Source organism: Pseudomonas sp. HP_08, assembly GCF_055284095.1.
This window is the reverse complement of sequence record NZ_JBTOQC010000004.1, coordinates 21,071-40,011: the sequence shown is the minus strand read 5'-3', so window position 1 is coordinate 40,011 and position 18,941 is coordinate 21,071. Positions and strand designations below refer to the sequence as shown.

Genomic DNA, 18,941 nt, shown 5'->3' with positions numbered 1-18,941 from the left:
AAGGGGCAGACAGCGCTTAGCGGCTCGCCTCGGGGCGTTGGACATCTACCCAGACAAATTTGTCCGGGTCGATCCGGGTTTCCTGATCCAGCCGGTATGCCACCAGCTTGCCGTACAGCACCGCGCTGTAGTCCAGGCACGCCAGGTTGGGCCGGATCGGCGCCGGCACGCCGCTGCGCCAGTAATGGCCGACGAACAACAGCGGCTCGTTGATGCCATAGCGCAGCAAGGCGTTCTTGTCCGAGGTCGACAGCGGCGTCTTGGCAACGCCTTCAGGCAGCGCGTCGGGCTGGAAGACGATATCGCCATAGGTTTGCGGGTCGTCTTCCCAGAACTTGGTGCGGAAGAACTCGCGGGTCAGGCCATCGCCGCCGGTCAGCGTCAGGCCATGCGGCAGTCGCATGTCGGTGCCGCGCAGCAGGCGGTTGAAGACATTGCTGGCAAAACTGCCGGGAATCGCCGAGGCCTGGATGAAATGCCGGTCGATGCGCCCGCAGCCGTGCAGGCCACGCAGCGGCTCGATCAGGTTCGGGTCCCAGCAGGCATGCACGGCACGGAAACGCCCGGCATCGATAAACAGCGGCAACTCATAAAACCAGTCGATGAACTCGCGCCATTCGTCCGGGTACTGCTCGAACTGCGCCAGGGTCTCGCCGATCAGCTTTTCATGCCGTGGCGTGTGCTCGCGCACGTAATGCTGGCCGCTTTGTGGCAAGGCCGGGGTAACCCAGCCCAGCGCGTTAAATTCATGGTTGCCCATGATGCACAGCGCGTAACCTGCCTGAACCATGTCACGCACAATGTGCAGGGACTCGCGGATCCGTGGACCGCGGTCAATGATGTCGCCGAGAAACAGCGCAATGCGCTGGCGATGGCGCCACACACCCGCTTCAAGACGATAACCGAGTTGCTCCAGAAGTCGCTCCAGGGTCTGGGCACACCCGTGCACGTCACCGATCAGATCGTAGCTACGCGCGGGATCGAGCATCAGTCGTCTCCTCTCCCGCCGAGGCGACTGCCCCAACCGAGCTTGGTACGGCACACTTCGTAATAGTTGTGATCCAGCGGATGGATCAGCCGCAGCTTCTGCGACTTCTTGCTGACCGTGACGGTGTCGCCCGGAGCACAGGTGAAATGGTTCTGGCCATCGCACGACACCTGCGGATAAATCGTCATGTCCTTGGCCACCACGATCTTCAGCTCACTGTTGCCGTCGACCACAATCGGCCGACCCGACAGCGTGTGCGGGTACATCGGCACAATGACAATGGCGTCGAGCTTGGGGTGCATGATCGGCCCGCCCGCCGACAGCGCATACGCCGTCGAGCCGGTCGGGGTGGCAACGATCAGGCCGTCAGCCTTCTGGCTGCACACGAACTGGCCATCGATCCAGATCTCGAACTCAATCATCCGCGTCGATTTGCCGGGGTGCAGCACCACATCGTTGAGCGCATCGCCCTGGCCGATGGCTTCGCCATGCCGGCGCACCTCGGCCTGCAGCAGAAAACGGTTCTCGACCAGGTAATGACCGTCCAGCACCTCGGCGACCTTGATCTCCAGCTCGTCGGGGCGGATATCGGTCAGAAAGCCCAGATGCCCACGGTTGATGCCCAGCACCGGCACATTGTGCCGGGCCAGCGCCCGCGCCGCGCCCAGCAGGCTACCGTCGCCGCCGACCACAATCACCAGATCGCAGACCTCGCCGAGCATCTTGCGTGACGAGGTTTGCAGACCGTGGCCAGGCAACGCCTCGGCAATGGTGTCTTCGAGGATCACATGCAGATGCCGGTCCAGGAGGAATCTCTTGAGTCGGCGCACCGTCTCCAGCACCTGGGCACTGCCCAGACGACCGATGATGCCGATATTACGAAAGTGCTCCATGAGGCTCCTGCTAAGTCTGCGAAACGGTGTCAAGGCAAGGATTATGGCGAAACGCCCGGTAAGCGGCAAACGGGGCGGTGATTATCGGTGGGCGACAGTGACGGTTTATGTGTGGGCCGCGGGCAAGTGAACACCCAGCACATCCAGCAAACCCACCTTGTCAATGAACTCGACAATGTACTGCGCAGCACCTTCATCGGCTTCGCACAGCGAGGCTGACATCTTTGCGTGCTCGCCTGACACCTTGTAAGCCTGATGAGCAAAAAACCCGATAACCAGCACAATCAGAATCAGGCTGTCCTGTTCGACACTGCCGTTGGCAAAATTACTTTCTGCCAACGGGCCATCTTGCAGCTCGTCGGAATCGAGGTAGTGCGCCAGCGCCTCCCCCGTCACGTTGCGGTCAGACAGCCATTGCCAGCAAAGATCGATGGCCTCTTTGCAGGTTTCATGTGTATTCGTGGATGAAGTGATGTTTTCCAGCGCGTGGTCAAGTATCAGCAGAAAGAGAGCGGCCTTCTTGATCCACGGCATTTCGCTGACCTGTCTTGAAATCGCTTGTTTATCCATCACAACCTTAGTGCTCCTAAAGAACTCGCCCCAAAATCTCTTGAGCGTCCTCTGCCAGATCCTCAAGGCTCAGATCAGGGTTAAGCTCGCGCAACTGGTGCTCAGTCACGCTTAATGAAGCGAACACCTGCTCGATGGCATTCGCATCAAGGTGTTCTTCGTAGTAATCCTCAACCAGCTTCTTGTAAGCATCGACGCCATCCACCAGAAAACCCAGCAATGGATAGAGGCCCAACGTATCCGGTGATACCGACCACGAGGGTTGATCCGCACCTCTCCAGAAAAACAGGCTTGCATGTTCGGTGGAAAAAGCTGGCTCGGATTTGAAACCCTGGAACCTCTCAGGCATTGCGCTCAGATGCCTGGGAGCATCCGGCAACAGCGATCCACTCGCGGCCTTTCCGGCAACGCCTTCATGACTGAAATGCAGGAAGTACTCCGCCCCTGAACCGTCCCTCATCGACGCCATCATTTCTTGACCGGCGCCATCCCAATTGCAGTTGAATGAGAAATACCGGTATTGCCACTCGGGCATGATGATCGCATCCAGCAGCGCAAGCGCCTGGCTGACGTGCTTGATACGTTCGATGGAGGGAAGCGCATGGATTGTCTGGATTGAGTGATTCATCAGATGCCCTGCTTAGCGTTTCGAGCTTTATTGTTTGAGAATTTTCAGCTATTGCCTGACCAGACAATATCGTTAGACGCAATCCACTGTATACGTTCTGATTTCTGCTGTGGATCGTTGAAAAAATTCTCTACAACCAACCAGACTATTTCCGGCCTCAGAAAAGAGCCTAATCAGACATAATCCAGCCAGTCACCCGACTTAATGTTTTTGCTTTTAAGTAGTTTTTGATAGCGAGGCCTACACGATTCAATAGAGACATCACTGACATCTACACAAACAAAACCATGCCCCCTCTCCTCTACAGACAAGGCCGTCAACTTAATCTTTACCGGCGAAATCTGTATTACGAAGCCCGAAGCCTCCGACTTATGAAATACAAAACTCTTACCACCTCCCAAGGGAAGAACCTTATCAATGACAGCAAATATTAATTCAGGGCTGGATATTTCAACCTTACTATCAACCTCATCATTTTCAGAATAGTTTACAGGCAACAAAAAAAGCCTAAAATCGATAATAGCCAACCAACCTGCAGATTCAAAAAAATCGCCAACATCCATTTTCACCCCCCAACCAAAACAGCATTAACGTTTACGCCGAGCGAATATCACCTCATCTCGTAGTACGTGTACATATCAGCATCTGGCCAAAATTCGTCATAGGCTGTCAATGCACTTCGTAGACCCTCACTACGAGGGTCATGTGCAGGATCCATATGTAAAACAACAAATTCTTTTATTTCAGACCACTGAAGCTCTCGCATGCAAAATGCGACCGCCTCAAACGGTGAGTTGGCCGACATCAAAATAGACTTGAACTCACTTACAAACTCTTTTTTATTGGCTGGATTTTCCTTGACGAAATCTAAAATCCTTAATAATGCCTCCTCATAGGAAAACTCCAACCCCTCATCATAAGCAGCCATCGCCTCACTGCAAAGCCTGTCAAACTCCCCCATAACATCAACCACTCTAAAACCTCGCAACGGCTTACAGAAACCGAAGAAACTAACAGCCTGAAAAAACCGAAAGTACTGTTTAAAATGTAACACCTGCCATTCACAGCTGATGACGTCTCGTCTATCAGATCAAAAGGTTATGTAAACCCCCTTCCGCTCACTTACGGCTTGTTCAAGCAAACACCTGTACCTCACTAAATTACCAAACAGTTCGCCTCGGAGCTCAGACTCAAACGCTCTAAGCTCACTCAAGATTTTAACCAGATTATTTCCACCTTGAAAATAAGACCCCATCTTTCCTGGATCAAAAAAGCAGCCATCCACGCCAACTGGCGTGCCTAAAAACGGCAGAAAATTTAGTCTGCCATTCCGGGATATCTGCTCTTGCAAACTCCCCCATTCAAAACCTACCCCTCGATCATTCAAGGGTGAATAATATTTCGTAAGCGCAAAATCGCCATATTGATGAACATCCGCACACTCAATCATGCCCTCCCAATTATCACCCAGCGATTCGCCTTCATAAGGATCAACTAAAAGCTGCTTATTATGCACAATAAATTTTCGTATTGGCTCGATCGCTCCCGATCGTAAAGCAGCCTCTAGCAGTGGCTTAAGCTCATGACTAAAGCTGTCGATATCAAAAATGAAAGCTTTGTGCTCAAAACTCATCTGGCTATTGATCATACTGTCTTTGCCTACGGCGGTTGGCCACTTCACCTGCGCAACAGAGGATAGCGTGTAGTACGACATGTGTATGCCGACGTTGGTGAGGTTGACAGGCTGAAGCTGAGGTTCAGCGCCGACTGGCTGGCGATGGCGTTGTCCATCAGGTACTTGAACATCGCTTCGTCGCTGGTCAGGCCGTTGATGAAGCGCTGCCCGGTGCGGGCGACGACGGCTTGCTGGATCAGGCGTTGTTCGTAGTAGCCGTCGCCGAGGCGTTTCCAGGCGTTGTCGGCGTTGATGTCGAGACTCTTGCCCAGACCGTCGAGCAGGTAGCTGGAGCTGAGGAACTGGCGCAGGTCGGTCAGTGCCGGGTTGGTGTAGATCAGGTAGCGGTGTGGCTGGCCTGATATACCGGTTTGCAAGTTATTATCCGCATCGCGACCGATGTTTTTGTGAAGGCTTGTCTAAAAGGCAGGCTACGACTTGATAGCCTGCCAACAACATTACCCACAACACTCATATCTTCACATCATTAATTTTTAAAGATCAAAACAAACTTTCAAATCAAACTTACGCAGAGATATTGCACTCGATTTTTGCGGCCGCCCGTGCTAATTCAAGTCAGGCCATTGTAAAAGATGATCTTCTATCGACTTAATTAAAAAGCCTGAAAAACTATCCCAAGCTTTAGTTGTCGAGCTCTGACCTTCGAAAAATTGAAAGACTGGTGGGTCGTCAGAGATCGGTAGAAAATAATTAATTTCATACCCTTGATGCATGCAGAACAACTTAGCATCCGCAGGCAGCAAACCAGATAGACCTAACTCATCAAGCAACTCTTCCGCCTCGAACTTCAGGCCAAGTAATCTCGGATAAAATATATCTACACCACAAAAAAATCTTACCAGCCGAACGCCCCGCAACCGTCAAAAACTCACGATATGCTAACGGAGCCTTACAACCAAAATATTGCTCAACCAAAGCAATATCCACATCAGAGCAACCAACAAGATCAGATTCTAAAATCACTCCTCTCAGCACCAACTCATGAAAAATATCCCGAATTTTTTCATCTTGGCTTTCCTGTTTCTACGTTAATATGCACACCCGGGAACCTTTGTTGAGACTGACTTACAACCCCACTGCATGAAACGCAGACTGGGAGCTCTGAGTAAATATTCACGACCCCTTGCGACGAGGGGTTAGCTTATCTGCCAAATGCGACAATATTTTATACTCTGAGTCCATTGTCCTTGGATTATTACCAGTTTGTATTGTGTCGAATACCTGCTTTTCAGGGACGTCGACCGTTCCAGAGCGCTTCGCTGCCCCGCTTACTCCTACAAGCTCAGCGCTTCGACCATCGATTGAATACTCAGCAACAGCAATATTCCTACCACTCCCAATATTCAGCTCCGAGCGAACTTGCACCGCCCGCTCAGATAATCTTGCTAATTCATTGGCGGCGACAGCCTCTTTTGCACCAAAGGACGCACCCTTTGCCTTTTACTCTAGACAGATGTGGTGACAGGCTCCAATGAAACCGCCATTTCTAACGGAACTTCCAAATAGTTTATGCCGCCGTCCGGTGCAGGCTGTTTTTTTAATTCATCTAGAGCAAAAACAATCTGCACTCGGCATCCAACTCGGAAGAGTGAAATATCCGTCTTATCGTTGACATAGATACCTTCAGCACGAACTGAGCCATCATCCAAAAGCAAATCGATACCATTATTTTCGTTGCCGCTGTCCTGGCCTGCGACATACGCACGGTGAACGATACCAGAAACGAACAATAACGGCATTTTTCGCTGTTGGATATTTACCCACCACTCTGGCGACCCATAAAGCCCATATGTGCCTTTAAGTCCTAGTGCGGGTTTAGATTGATTGACTGTAAGCGCTTGTGCCGCTGCAACCCGCTCCGGGTCAGCCTTTAGCTTTTCGGAGTGCTTATATACCAACTTCATCGGCCCGCTCGCATTTTCTAAGCACAACAACATCAATGATCTCCTTTAGGGGCCAACGCAAAGTCCACAATGTTCTGATTGAGGATATCGATAGCCTTGCCTTGCCCAAGCTGCGTCGTCATCTGTCCGCCCTCAACTTTGAAGCGCGCATTTGTTTGCATCCAACTTCCTGTCTGAGTTGACATATTAGGAAACTGAATAGCTACCGGTTTATTTGCTGCAATTCCAATTTCTTGAAGAGCATCGGATGTTCCCGGCGCTACCGTGATTTTACCGTCACACCGTCATATTTTGACGAATATAGCACAGAGGGCGAAATTGAAGTTTCTGTAGTAGGCGGTAACTTACCAGATTCTGTAAACTGCAAATACTGTTCTTTAGACATTGTGCGATACATGATTTCATTCCCGTACGCATCGTGCTCCAGAACAGGGCTGAGCGGGTTTTTCGATCTGGAAACAGGGACTCCAATTTCTGCGGCTGCATTATTTGCACCGCTTACTACTTTAACCGGATGCGTATAAGGCATACCCGCCTCAGCATCTGTGGAGATTAGGTTTTTAAAGATCCGCTAGTAGCAATAATCAACTGTATTCAATTTTCTCGTCAAGAAGTTCATGGAAGTAAACGGAGATTCCAAGATCAACTCGAGAAGTAAGAACGCCTTGATCCTTCAACAGCCTCTCACCATAGGCAGCACCGCAAGTTGTGGGAGTGAATTGCTTTACCACATTAAACTAATAGCCTCGCCCAAAACGTTCCAAGCCCCACCAGTCCCAGCCTGCTTTTCTCTACACTCTTTTCCCCCTCTTAAAAACAGCCCTGAACCTCCTTCAAATAGTGGTCCTGTGCAACATAAGGTGTGGACATATCCAATTTCACCAAGGCTTCAATAAACTCCAGCGGAGGCAAATAAAAGTGCTCAGAAATATAATGTATGATAAGCGTTGGCGCTGCATAATAGACCCCCTCTTTAATCGCTGGAATCCATAGCTCGGCAGCGCCTAAAAACTCCCGACCATGATCACTATTAACTTCAATTGCACTACGGTCGCAGAGCGGACAAGGCGATGCAGAGCGCATCCGGTTCACTTGGGCATTGAAGAACTTATCTCCAATGATAGCATCACGCAATTTTTGCAAGAAAAACGGACTGACCTCTCCCTGATTAAAGTCATATTCAGCACTCAGCCAGCCTACATTATTCACGCTGCTCAATGGCTTTTGAAGAAAGTGCCTATAGCTAGTCATATCCAGATAAATCACTGCCTATCTCCTTTTGTAAAATGTACATGCCGCCCACTGTACACACCCCATATCACGCTTTAACAACATGTCTAAATGCGTTGCAGATTCCACCGTGGTAGAGTTTTCGAGAATATTTAGCGGCGGGTTATTTGGAGCGCTCAAAATATAATTTGGTACTTTGCTGCCAGGAAGCCAAGTTGCCATCCCTTCAATATCATCAGCGATCCGAGGGTTAATTGAAGCTGCACGAGCTAATCCGGCCCAGTCCCCAGCCTCTATATATCTACCCGTCTCATCAAGAATCTTTATTCCCTCTCTCGGAATAGTTATTGCCGTGCCAGATGGCACAGTCATACTTCCTGCACCATAGACATATTCACCATGCCCAGCAAATGCAGTTCCCGTGCCCCCAGGCGTTACACTTTCCGCATATATATGCCCTTCACTACTTCCAAGGAAGGACCTCTCTATTTTATCTAAATTTATTTCTTCTGCAAAATTTAGCTTACCCGCTTTCCCACCAGCCCCCAGCTCTGCCAGTGCCTTGACACGATTACTGGGTACCAAGGCAAGGGCCCACTCCGTGTTGTTTTCCGTCTTCAATGCCGTGCTGGCAGCATAGTTGCCCTGCAGCTCATAAACCCTCTGCATGGCCAAGCGGGTTTGCTGCGCTTCATTAAACCCCGATAAGGCACCCACTGCGCTCTCCAGCGGGTGCTTGGTCATGCCAACCAGACCATTGGCGATCTGATCTGCGCTGTCTACCGGGTGGCTGAGCAATGCCCATGTACCTGCAAGGGTATTCCAGCCTGCCTGGCCTATTCCTTGACCGTATCCTGTCAGCGTACCCAGGATCTGCGTACCGACCCCAGGGTCAACGTCCAGGTTTTTGTCATAAAAGCTGCTGTATGCAAATGGCTTTCCTAGATCAGAGGACGAGTCCATGAAGCTCAGAATGTTACCTTTGCTGTTTCCATAATCCAGCGCATTGGCATTGTGATAATCGGTAATCAGCGCAGCCGTCTCGGCCGGCGTGTAGGTTCTTTCGGGGCCTGTCACGGGAATGTCTGAAACGGCAGCGTAAGTATTGCCTTTGGGTGCCAGCGCAATTCCCAAGTGCTCGACAGTCACAGCATCCGGCGTAAAACCTTGTGCACTGAGCGTGCTGTTCCAGTCCTTGTCGGTGTAGTAGATCAATGCCTTTGCCAGACGCGCTTCGGCTTCAGCCGGACTGATGCCAGCCTCTTTTGCCAGGCTGTCGGCCTGTTTTTGCAGCAGCGGAATTTCATCCGGGTGCAGTTGCCGGTTGTATTGATCGGCCATTTGCGACACCCAGGCCGCCTTCTCTACATCAGCACCTGCCAGAGCCGCAGCGGTCAGGCCGACCAGTTGCGCAGCGCCCTGACGAATTTCTGGCTGGCTGGCAAACACCTCACTCAGTTCCCCGGCCAATGCCTGACTGGCTCCGGCGGCTACAGCGCCACTGGTGAAGTCACCACCGGTGGCCGAGGACACCGCGCCGCCCATCAAGGCGTGCAGCGACACCCGCCCTGCGCCGCCTTCTTTCCAGAAGTCCATTGCCGCCAGATTGTTTTCTGACTGCGCTTGCAGGCGTTGGCGCTCTGCAAAACTGCCCACCTGATAGAAAGCCAGTGCAGCCGCCACGTTCGCGGCCTGACTGACCAGACCATCAGCAAGGTTGTCGCTCAGGCTGCCGCCTTTAATGGCGGTATTGATCGTGCCGGAAGCCAGACCCTGTGCGCCGGAATGCAGAGCAAAACCACCCATGCCTGCAGGCGTGGACAGATCAAAACCCTTGGTCAGGTTATTGAACGGCTCGGTTTTTCCGCCAAGCTGAGGGTCTATGACACCAGCTGTGAAGCCAGCGGCGAGACTTGAAACGGCCGCATTTTTCAAACTGTCGCTGCTGAATGTGTCCTTGAACGCTGCGCCCAGATTGCCTTTGTTGTTAATCGTGCTGATGACAGCTTGAGAGGTCATGGACGTCAGGCCTGCCACTGTTGCCGCCTCAGCGGCGGCACCAATTGCAGTGACTGTGGCAGCGGAAATACTCGCCCCGGCTGCACTGGCAGCGGCCCCTGCTGCACCGGTCGCCGCGCCTCCAGCCGCAGTACCCGCAGCGGCAAAAGTACCCGCGCCTGCCGTAACCACTGTCACGATGATAATGATCGCCAGCATGGCGCCCTGGCCCAGCCCCGAATGGCTGTACTTGAAGGAGTCATGCACCTCCTTCACCTGCCGCCAATCCACATCCCCGCGTTTTTCGGCTTCCTTCAACCACGCCAGTTGCGGATCAGCCTTGACCATCGCATCAATGGCTTGGCTCACGGTCTGCTGGTCGACCTGTTTCACGTCGATCTGCAGCCCTTCCACCGCCCGAATCGCCACTTCGCCCTGAGCGATAATCTGGCTCTGACGCAAGGTCTCGTCCGTGCTGCCCTTGCCCTTCATGCTGTTCCAGGCCAGGTCGCTTTTGCTCTTCTCGTGGCTCTCCTGATGCAGATCCTTCACGCCTTCGAAAGCAATCGCGCCACCGCTTTGCAGCGTCAGGTCGTTGCCGCTGTTGAGCTTCGCGGCCTGGTAGCGTTGATTGCCTTCGCTGGCCAGCAGCAGATCGCCGCCGGTGGTGATCTGGCTGCCGACATGACGAATGTCGGTCACTTCGTCGCGCTGGGTTTTCTTCGCGCCGAAGCTGCCTTTTTTCTTCATGTCGTACAGCGAGTAGTCGTAATCCTGTGCCGCCAGCAGATTCAGCTCATTGCCGGCATACAGATACGCCTCACCCCCAGTCTTCACGCCACTGGCCGTCAGCGTAATGTCCTGTCCGGCGCTCAGTGCCGCACTACCGCCAGCGGTCAGTTGGCTACCCACCTGACTGACGTGGTCTTCCTGCGCGGTCACCTTTTTGGTCTTGCTGTAGTAATGACTTTCGTTGGCCGCCGCAGCGATGTTCAGGTTGCTGCCGGCGGCCAGCGCCAGGTCGCCCTTGGCGTCGATCTGGCTGGCCGTCACATTAATATCCCGCCCCGCCTTCACGCCTACGTTCTGCCCGGCACTGAGTTCAGCACCCAGTTGCGTCACGCTGGAGCGGGTGTGGTTCGGCCCGTCCACACGCCCTTCCTGGGTCTGCGCCGCCACCACATTTACATCGCTGCCCGCCACCAGCGTCGCGTTGCCAGCGGCCTGCATGACACCGGAGTTATTCACATCCCGCCCGGCCCTGGCCGTCAGGTCCCCCGCCGCCTCGATCCGCGCCGCACTGTTGGCGAAGTCTTCGCGCCAGACGGATGCGCCGGTCGCGCTTTGGTGGCTGGTGACTGTGCGTTCGTTGCTCACATCGCCGTTTACTGCGGTAACGCTGACATCGCGGCCGCTAATGACGCCGCCGGCGCGATTGAGTACATCGTTGGTGGCTTGCAGGTTCAGACGCTCGTTGGTCTGAATCAGCCCTTCGTTGATCAGGCTGTTGCCGGCCCCGGCCTGCAAGGTGCTGGTGGCCTTGAGCACGCCGACGTTGGTCAGGTTGTTGCCGGCGATCAGCGACAGTTCGTTGCCTTGAATCAGCGCGCCGTTGGCGGCCAGGCGGTTGTTGGCTTGCGCCAGGTACAGCACCGGCACCAGCACGTGTTCGCCGCGCACGACCTGGTCTTCCATCCAGACGATGTCGTGGGTCAGTGCCGCGACTTGTTCGCCGGACAGGCCGACGCCGACGCTGAGGTTCAGCGCCGACTGGCTGGCAATGGCGTTGTCCATCAGGTACTTGAACACCGCTTCGTCGCTGGTCAGGCCATTGATGAAGCGCTGCCCGGTGCGGGCGACGACGGCTTGCTGGATCAGGCGTTGTTCGTAATAGCCGTCGCCCAGGCGTTTCCAGGCGGTGTCGGCGTCCAGGCCCAGGCCATCGAGCAGGTAGCTGGAGCTGAGGAACTGGCGCAGGTCGGTCAGCGCCGGGTTGGTTTCGATCAGGTAGCGGTGTGGCTGGCTGCTGTTGGCGCATTCTGATGGATAGTAACGGCGTACTCGCTCACACTGTGACAACAGCTATATCACGGTACGTTTTTAAAGAGCGAACCATCACCAGCGCTAAAAAACCGATTAATTACTACCACTTAAGGCCAAACCAACTACCTGCCCTTACAGTTCATACCTGTATTTCCCTTCAACAAGAGCACCCTTGCGTGAAGCAAAACATACTATTTCGCTTTCGTGCCCTGAATGAATCAATCTTACGAATTAGGAATCACACATATAGCCGTAACAAGTTGCTCTGACTCATCCGAGAGTGGAACCCCCCATCCTGAAACTTCAATAACGCCATAGTCAGAATCAGTATAAAACCACTCTTCAGCCTCATCAAACTCTAATTCCGTAAGCAGTAGCATCTCTGCAACAGCACTCCCCAACCTTATCCCACCTGGCAAACATCCTTTATAAACAAGCTTTTCCGCTAAATCGCCAGGGAAGCTAAAATCATAAATCTTTACGGCATATATTTTCTCATCTCTAATTAAAACTGATAAGGCAGGGATACCCCGCTTGAGCTTATTAACTACAGAATCATCAAAGACTGAAAAAGACATTCCACCCCCCCCTGACGGATCCAGCTTACTCTTGTGCATCTTTAAAACTGGCGAACCGACAAATCTATAGAGAGAGTTTTTTTCATCAACCAAGTAACTATCTAACACAGTCTCCAATTCAGAAAAATGGACACCCAGCGGGATCCCCGCAAGAGATACCGCTGGAACTATAGGCGCATGCCAATCTATGAAAAAAACCTCTGAAATCATCATCTTTCAATCCACGTATTCGTTGAGGGATTAAATATTACTTTCTGGCCTTGCGGATTCAAACATACAGTATTGGCATCATAGATTGGCTTTGAAGGCCCAGAAAAACTTGGTCTATAAACAAGCGGGTCAACTATTTTCACCTTGCTACCATCAACGTACGTAATCTTATAATACTCACCTACGTGCTCTGACTTGACGTCCTTACCAACAGTTGACGGGCTGTACTGAACCTCTTTGATTCCAGTCGTGCCACCTTCAACCTTGTATACCTGAGCATTACCCGACGAATCACGCTTAGGTGGCTTATATGTTAGCGTCGCTCCATCCATCTTAAACGACTGCAAAATATCGTCGATAGATGCACCCCAAATATTCGCAGGCACCTCAACCATATTTCGAGGAATTCCTGCTTGTGCTGCAAGATCTTCGCGTAAGCCTATCCGTGCAGCCATAGAGGTAGCTGGTATGTCCGGCGTCGCTTCGACGTACCCTAGCGTCCCATCCGGAAGCCAGCAATTTCCGGTGTTATGAACCCACGTCTTAAGCTCACCGACATAGAACGTATGGCCAACATCGACTGTCAGGTTATACGTCTTGCCTACCGGTGCGTAAAGCTCCAGCGATTCAACCTCGGATGAGGTGTTCTCGGTCGCACCGTCCGCCAGTGACTGCAGTTGATCTCCCGACTTGAGATCAATGACGGGAACAAAGTCTTTCCTGGCCGCTACATAGAACGGATGCCCTGGAGTCACCAGCAGCGTTTCGTTCCTGACCTTGCCGTCTTCGTCTACACCCTTGAGTTTGAGCTTATAAATCGGCTGATCGGAACGAACATGCGTGGCCAGGATGGCAGCGGCGAATGGTTTACCGCCTTTTTCTGGCTTGCTCCAGACGATGTCGCCCACTTTGAGCGTCTCGATCGCGCGCTCGCCGCTTGGAGTCGATACTTTGGTGCCCGCTGCAAAGCAGCATGGCCCGTATAGCGAGAGTTTTCGATCTGCATTTTGCTCTGCCAGAGCCTTGGCACGGTCACTGAGTAATAAATCAAGGCCAGACTCGACATCCTTCTTTGCCTGCGCGGCTGTGCCTGCAACAGTTTCAATAACCGGCACATCCGCATCACGCCCCACCTTCCCAAGCGTGGCGATCTCGTCCTTGACGTGATCCAGCTTCACCGCAGTGCCAAGCGCCTCAACACTTTTGCTGGGAAGATTGATCCCGATTTTCGCAAGGTTCATGGATTTGGCAGCATTACCGCCACCGCCGCTGGCAATCGTCCCGATCACCAGGGCATAGGTCTGCCCCATTTTCTTGCCGAGTTCTTCGGCGTGAGCGTCGCCGCCCTGATCAAGCTCGACTTCGATCTCCCTGACCTGCTTCTCCAGGGTGGCAGCCAACTGCTGGCCCAACTGCCTCTGGGCTTCAGGGGAGGTAATGAACTCTTTGGCGGCCTTGAAACTTTCCTTCGGATCGCGCATGAACCCGACGGCGCTGTTCAAGGTGTCCAGCCCCATACCGGCCATGCCCTCTGTGAAGCCTTTGGCCGCGCCTGTGCCCGTCAGTACGTCCTGCCTGAGTGAGGTCTTTTCCCACTTGGCCCAGACAGCCAGTTGCTCAAGCGATGTAGAGGCTTGATCCATTTCCTTGCGGTACTGCAACTCCTGCTGCGTCGCCAGCCAGTTGTTATCCACATTGGCAGCCGCGGCATTACTGGCCGTCGCCGCCGTAGATGGGCTGGTCATGCCCGCAATACCTGTCACCAGGCTGGCGATGACGTTGCGTTTGGCTTCGCGTTCCGGTGAAGACTCATCGGCGCTGGTTTCGCTGAACAGATGGGTCAGCAAGCTTGATGCCGCACCGCCCATGGCGCCGGCGGAGCAACTTTGTCGGCTGGCCGCTGCACCTGCGCAACCGAGGATGGCGTGCAGTGCGGCGTGTTCCGGGCTGCCTTCTCCCAGTCCATCCCTGACCATGTCGCCAATGGCGGCCGAGCCTTGTTGCTGGAGGTAGTTGACCACCATGTTCTGCGCGAACTGGCTGGCGCCGCCGGTCACGTTGCCGGAGATGCCGGCGGTCAGTGCGGTGGCGATCTGACGGTAGGTGCCTCCGGCGCCCCAGTCGTTGTTGGTTTCGCGGGCCTCTTCCTTGAGGGTCAGGTACCTGTCGCGGCTGGCTTGCCGATCCTCCAGCGAACGGTTGGGGTTCTGGGAGGCAACCAGTTCTTTTTCAGCCTCATTGTTTTTGGCTTTGACCTCGTTGGCACGGTCTTCCAGGAACACGCCGACGTTTTTGACGAATGTGCTGGTGATCTCGAAATTCGTCTGAATTTCTTCGGCGTCGAAAATCGGCTTGAGCTTGTTGGTACCATCGCGCTCGCTGGACACGTCGGTATTGATACCGGCGACCGTTTCGGCGGCGCTTGCGCCGGTCAGGGCGCGTTGGCCCGTTTCGTTGGTGATGTTGACGGTCGCACCGCTGATACCGCTGCGGGTCTTGCTGCTGGAATCACCGCTGGCGATCAAGGCGACAGGCGCGTTTGCACTGACGTTACCAATACTTGTCGGCGTCGGGCCTGGCGCTCCGGCTTGAATATTGTTGTCTGCATCACGACCCAAGGTGCCGCCGACGCCGCCGCTCAAGCCAATGCTGCTGGCATCGTAGTCAGCTTTGTTCTTGATGTCGGAAGACGTCAGGGTGCCGGTAGTCAGCGTATTGAGCCCGCGCGCCGTTGCTTGATCGCTGCTCGCAATCACGCCGCCGATCAAGTCTGTATTGCCTTTGACCTCGACCTGGAAACCGCCATCGCCGGCCTTGATGCCGGTCTGCTCGGCGACACTGGCGTAATCGCTCTGCATTTTTTGCTGATTGAAGCCCGCGCTGCCACTGGCAGTAATGGCTGTGCTGCCGGGAATACCGACGCAAAACGGCGGAATACAAATGCTGATGCCAACACTGGCATCCGTCTGTTTGGACGTGTACTTGCTGGTGTCCTGCAAGCTTTCAATATTCAGGTCGCCGCCGACATTGGCCTGTACCTGACGGGCCGATACCACCGCGCCCTTCAGGTTAGTGTCGCGGCCACTGTCCAGCGTTGCGGTGTTACCAGCCTTGATATGGGTATTGGTTTGCGTGACATCGTCACCATCGGATTTACCCTGACCTTTGTTGGCGGCCAGATCCAGAGTGAAGCCGTTTTGCGTGCCGCCGACGGTGAAACCAATCCCGATGCTCCAGCCGCTGTTGCTGTTGGAGCCCTCTTGCTTAGCCGTATTCTGGGCAGACTGGAGGTTGATATCGCCATCGGAGGTCAGGCGCACATCATTGCCGGCCTCGATCGAACTGCCCACGATATTGATCGTGCTGTCTTTGCCTGCGCCGGTTGCACGGATATCCACATCCCTGCCTGCGGCCAAACTGCTTGAAACAACGTTTTGCCCGGACTGGCTGCTTTCACTTCGGCTCTGGGTATTGCCCAGGCTGAGGCTGACCTTGAAGCCGATGCCATTCTGCAAAATGTCCTGCCCGGCGTCGTAGGCTTTCTTGGCGCTCATGGCGGTATTGAGAGCCGACAAGCCCTGCATACGCGGGTCATTGGTTTTGGTAGTGGACTCGGCCGCTTGTTTCAGGTTTTTGGCTGCATCCAGCAAGGGGATCCGGATGCTGCCGCCAATCGCAGTCTTGTTGGCGCTTTTGGCGTTCTCGGCGCTGAGCAGGTCGAAGCCTGCCACCACATCCACTTGCTTGGCCGCGATAGAGATATCGCCATTCGGCGCCACGACCTGGCTGGCCAGTTGGCCATAGCGCTCGCCTGCGGTCAGGGCAACATTGCCGCCCAACGAGGCAATCTGGCTGCCGGTCTGGGTGGTGGTGTCGCTGCTATCACTTTGCTTGAGCTTCGCGACGCCCAGTGAGGATTGCCACCAGCTGCCAATTTCACCGGCTTTTTTACTGCTGGAACTGCTGTCGGAAGCGGTGCTGCTCTCGGCACTGAGCACATCAAGATTACGACCGGCATCGATGCGGGTATCCCCGTCGGTGACCAGTGTGCTGCCTTGAATAGCAACGTCGCGGCCACTTTTTATTGCCAGCGTGTCGGCGCTGATGCTGCTGCCTTTGACTTCAGAAGCCCGCTGTTCATTTTCGGCGGCCTTTTGCTGCACCGACATTTCACCCATCCAGGTGAACGAAAACTTGTTGGACTGGCTGGCGCTGCCAGAAGCGCTGTTTTGCTGTGCGGCGCTGATCTCGACATCGCGGCCTGCGGTCAGCGTGGCGTCCTGCTCGGCATACAGCGTGGCGGCGTTCAGGCGGATATCGTTGTCGGCCGCCAGTTTGATGCTTTGGCCTTTCAGCTCAGTGCCGGTGACGGTCGATTGGCTGGAATGGCTGCTACTGCTTTTGGAAGACAGCAATCCCTTTTTCGATGAGGCCTGCGCTTCGCTGGCGTAGTTATCGGCAGCGGCAAGATCGATATCGCGGCCGGCCAGCAGGCTCAATGCACCGTTGCTGGTGACGTTTGCGCCGACACCGTTGATGTCGCGGGTCGCAGAGAGCACGACGTCATTGGCCGACTCTATAATCGAGCCAACGGCAACGTCGTTCTGGCTCTCGGTCATCTTGTAGCTTTTCTTGCCCCAGGAGCCTTTCTTGATTTTCGAGTAATACGAATAATCGTGGTTTTGCGCGGCCAGCAAACTCAAATCATTCCCGGCATACAAATACGCCTCACCCCCAGCCTTCACACCACTGGCCGTCAGCGTAATGTCCTGCCCGGCGCTCAGTGCCGCGCTGCCGCCAGCGGTCAGTTGGCTCCCCACCTGACTGACGTGGTCTTCCTGCGCGGTCACCTTCTTGGTCTTGCTGTAGTAATGACTTTCGTTGGCCGCCGCAGCGATGTTCAGGTTGTTGCCGGCGGCCAGCGCCAGGTCGCCCTTGGCGTCGATCTGACTGGCCGTGACATTGATATCCCGCCCCGCCTTCACGCCCACGTTCTGCCCGGCACTGAGTTCAGCACCCAGTTGCGTCACGCTGGAGCGGGTGTGATTCGGCCCGTTCACGCGCCCTTCCTGGGTCTGCGCCGCCACCACATTTACATCGCGGCCCGCCACCAGCGTCGCGTTGCCAGCGGCCTGCATGACACCGGAGTTATTCACATCCCGCCCGGCCCTGGCCGTCAGGTCCCCCGCCGCCTCGATCCGCGCCGCGCTGTTGGCGAAGTCTTCGCGCCAGACCGATGCGCCGGTCGCGCTTTGGTGGCTGGTGACTGTGCGTTCGTTGCTCACATCGCCGTTTACTGCGGTAACGCTGACATCGCGGCCGCTAATGACGCCGCCGGCGCGATTGAGCACATCGTTGGTCGCTTGCAGGTTCAGGCGTTCATTGGTCTGAATCAGCCCTTCGTTGATCAGGCTGTTACCGGCTCCGGCCTGCAAGGTGCTGGTAGCTTTGAGCACGCCGACGTTGGTCAGGTTGTTGCCGGCGATCAGCGACAGTTCGTTGCCTTGAATCAGTGCGCCGTTGGCGGCTAGGCGGTTGTTGGCCTGCGCCAGGTACAGCACCGGCACCAGCACGTGTTCGCCGCGCACCACCTGGTCTTCCATCCAGACGATGTCGAGGGTCAGGCCGTTGATGAAGCGCTGACCGGTGCGGGCGACGACGGCTTGCTGGATCAGGCGTTGTTCATAGTAGCCGTCGCCTAGGAGTTTCCAGGCGGTGTCAACGCACTATCAACATCACCAATAAAATTTATAAATTCATAGCCCACCAAAAAATCAAAGAAGATCACTGGCCTCTATTCTCATAGAAAAACTCAAAGGTAGAACATGAATACTTTCCTTAACATCCAAAGGCAAACTATCAGCCAATCTATTTTCCAGAGGCCTAGCTATTAAATTATACCCTCCAGTATCGCTGACATCATAACTAAACAAACCTCTTCTAGCCATATCGACAAAAGACTGCAAATAGCGGTCACGCTGAGCACTATCACTGAAGACAGGTAAATTTTCTTCAACAACCTCAACAGCAATACTGTCTTCTACAGAAAAGAAATAATCATAATTTTTTTCATAAACAGAGATTGACTCCCTTACTGCCATTGGTACAAATCCTCGCCCCGCTGTCGCAAAATGTGCAAGCAGGCCATCTTGATAAGAAGCAAACCAATCCAGATCGTTGACTTCCAAAAACTCTTCATCCAT

14 protein-coding genes and 2 pseudogenes are annotated in these 18,941 nt (G+C 54.1%); all 16 read right to left on the bottom strand.

Going from position 1 to position 18,941, the window contains the following annotated elements; translation table 11 throughout:
• Window positions 1–16 precede the first annotated feature (16 nt).
• The 16 genes and pseudogenes from ACYAS9_RS05230 to ACYAS9_RS05155 all read right to left on the bottom strand — a co-directional run bounded on the left by ACYAS9_RS05230 (window position 17) and on the right by ACYAS9_RS05155 (window position 18,941).
• Window positions 17–988 carry a metallophosphoesterase gene (locus ACYAS9_RS05230; RefSeq protein WP_463567260.1) on the bottom strand — a complete coding sequence of 324 codons (972 nt, stop codon included), beginning with the start codon at window positions 986–988 and terminating at the stop codon, window positions 17–19.
• A complete protein-coding gene (locus ACYAS9_RS05225) occupies window positions 988–1,881 on the bottom strand; it encodes an NAD(+) kinase (RefSeq protein WP_463567259.1) in 894 nt (297 codons plus the stop codon). The genes ACYAS9_RS05230 and ACYAS9_RS05225 overlap by 1 nt, the downstream gene beginning before the upstream one ends.
• Window positions 1,882–1,986: 105 nt before the next feature.
• Entirely contained in the window at window positions 1,987–2,451 is a 465-nt protein-coding gene (locus tag ACYAS9_RS05220; RefSeq protein WP_463567414.1) for an Imm6 family immunity protein, read from the bottom strand.
• A 16-nt stretch (window positions 2,452–2,467) separates the two neighbouring features.
• Entirely contained in the window at window positions 2,468–3,079 is a 612-nt protein-coding gene (locus ACYAS9_RS05215; RefSeq protein ID WP_463567258.1) for a hypothetical protein, read from the bottom strand.
• Window positions 3,080–3,252: 173 nt separating this feature from the next.
• The gene (locus ACYAS9_RS05210) at window positions 3,253–3,642 is read right to left on the bottom strand and encodes a hypothetical protein (RefSeq protein ID WP_463567257.1); all 390 of its coding nucleotides are present in this window, start codon (window positions 3,640–3,642) and stop codon (window positions 3,253–3,255) included.
• Between the two features lie 47 nt (window positions 3,643–3,689).
• Entirely contained in the window at window positions 3,690–4,052 is a 363-nt protein-coding gene (locus tag ACYAS9_RS05205) for a hypothetical protein (protein WP_463567256.1), read from the bottom strand.
• Between the two features lie 117 nt (window positions 4,053–4,169).
• Window positions 4,170–4,727: a hypothetical protein gene (locus tag ACYAS9_RS05200; protein WP_463567255.1), complete on the bottom strand. Its 558-nt coding sequence runs from the start codon at window positions 4,725–4,727 to the stop codon at window positions 4,170–4,172.
• Window positions 4,728–4,816: 89 nt separating this feature from the next.
• Window positions 4,817–5,110 (bottom strand): annotated as a pseudogene (locus ACYAS9_RS05195) (hypothetical protein); the annotation flags it as partial.
• 668 nt (window positions 5,111–5,778) lie between these two features.
• Window positions 5,779–5,895, bottom strand: a pseudogene (locus ACYAS9_RS05190) (hypothetical protein); the annotation flags it as partial.
• A 325-nt stretch (window positions 5,896–6,220) separates the two neighbouring features.
• Window positions 6,221–6,712, bottom strand: a complete 492-nt coding sequence (locus ACYAS9_RS05185) for a hypothetical protein (protein WP_463567254.1) — start codon at window positions 6,710–6,712, stop codon at window positions 6,221–6,223.
• A complete protein-coding gene (locus tag ACYAS9_RS05180; RefSeq protein ID WP_463567253.1) occupies window positions 6,712–6,840 on the bottom strand; it encodes a hypothetical protein in 129 nt (42 codons plus the stop codon). Before ACYAS9_RS05180 ends, ACYAS9_RS05185 begins: the two co-directional genes overlap by 1 nt.
• Before the next feature lie 649 nt (window positions 6,841–7,489).
• Window positions 7,490–7,945 (bottom strand): DUF7919 family protein, encoded by a 456-nt coding sequence (locus tag ACYAS9_RS05175; RefSeq protein WP_463567252.1) that lies wholly within the window; start codon window positions 7,943–7,945, stop codon window positions 7,490–7,492.
• A 3-nt stretch (window positions 7,946–7,948) separates the two neighbouring features.
• The gene (locus ACYAS9_RS05170; protein WP_463567413.1) at window positions 7,949–11,701 is read right to left on the bottom strand and encodes a DUF637 domain-containing protein; all 3,753 of its coding nucleotides are present in this window, start codon (window positions 11,699–11,701) and stop codon (window positions 7,949–7,951) included.
• 473 nt (window positions 11,702–12,174) lie between these two features.
• Window positions 12,175–12,741, bottom strand: coding sequence for a hypothetical protein (locus tag ACYAS9_RS05165; protein WP_463567251.1), 567 nt, complete (start codon window positions 12,739–12,741; stop codon window positions 12,175–12,177).
• A complete protein-coding gene (locus ACYAS9_RS05160) occupies window positions 12,738–18,341 on the bottom strand; it encodes a hemagglutinin repeat-containing protein (RefSeq protein ID WP_463567250.1) in 5,604 nt (1,867 codons plus the stop codon). Before ACYAS9_RS05160 ends, ACYAS9_RS05165 begins: the two co-directional genes overlap by 4 nt.
• Window positions 18,342–18,512: 171 nt before the next feature.
• Complete coding sequence (locus ACYAS9_RS05155) at window positions 18,513–18,941, bottom strand: hypothetical protein (RefSeq protein ID WP_463567249.1); 429 nt, start codon at window positions 18,939–18,941, stop codon at window positions 18,513–18,515.

Coding starts and splice junctions, on each gene's coding strand:
- ACYAS9_RS05230 (WP_463567260.1), bottom strand. CDS start 988: ATGCTCGATCCCGCGCGTAGCTACGATCTGATCGGTGACGTGCACGGG.
- ACYAS9_RS05225 (WP_463567259.1), bottom strand. CDS start 1,881: ATGGAGCACTTTCGTAATATCGGCATCATCGGTCGTCTGGGCAGTGCC.
- ACYAS9_RS05220 (WP_463567414.1), bottom strand. CDS start 2,451: ATGGATAAACAAGCGATTTCAAGACAGGTCAGCGAAATGCCGTGGATC.
- ACYAS9_RS05215 (WP_463567258.1), bottom strand. CDS start 3,079: ATGAATCACTCAATCCAGACAATCCATGCGCTTCCCTCCATCGAACGT.
- ACYAS9_RS05210 (WP_463567257.1), bottom strand. CDS start 3,642: ATGGATGTTGGCGATTTTTTTGAATCTGCAGGTTGGTTGGCTATTATC.
- ACYAS9_RS05200 (WP_463567255.1), bottom strand. CDS start 4,727: ATGATCAATAGCCAGATGAGTTTTGAGCACAAAGCTTTCATTTTTGAT.
- ACYAS9_RS05185 (WP_463567254.1), bottom strand. CDS start 6,712: ATGTTGTTGTGCTTAGAAAATGCGAGCGGGCCGATGAAGTTGGTATAT.
- ACYAS9_RS05180 (WP_463567253.1), bottom strand. CDS start 6,840: ATGCAAACAAATGCGCGCTTCAAAGTTGAGGGCGGACAGATGACGACG.
- ACYAS9_RS05170 (WP_463567413.1), bottom strand. CDS start 11,701: ATGGACAACGCCATTGCCAGCCAGTCGGCGCTGAACCTCAGCGTCGGC.
- ACYAS9_RS05165 (WP_463567251.1), bottom strand. CDS start 12,741: ATGATGATTTCAGAGGTTTTTTTCATAGATTGGCATGCGCCTATAGTT.
- ACYAS9_RS05160 (WP_463567250.1), bottom strand. CDS start 18,341: ATGGAAGACCAGGTGGTGCGCGGCGAACACGTGCTGGTGCCGGTGCTG.
- ACYAS9_RS05155 (WP_463567249.1), bottom strand. CDS start 18,941: ATGGATGAAGAGTTTTTGGAAGTCAACGATCTGGATTGGTTTGCTTCT.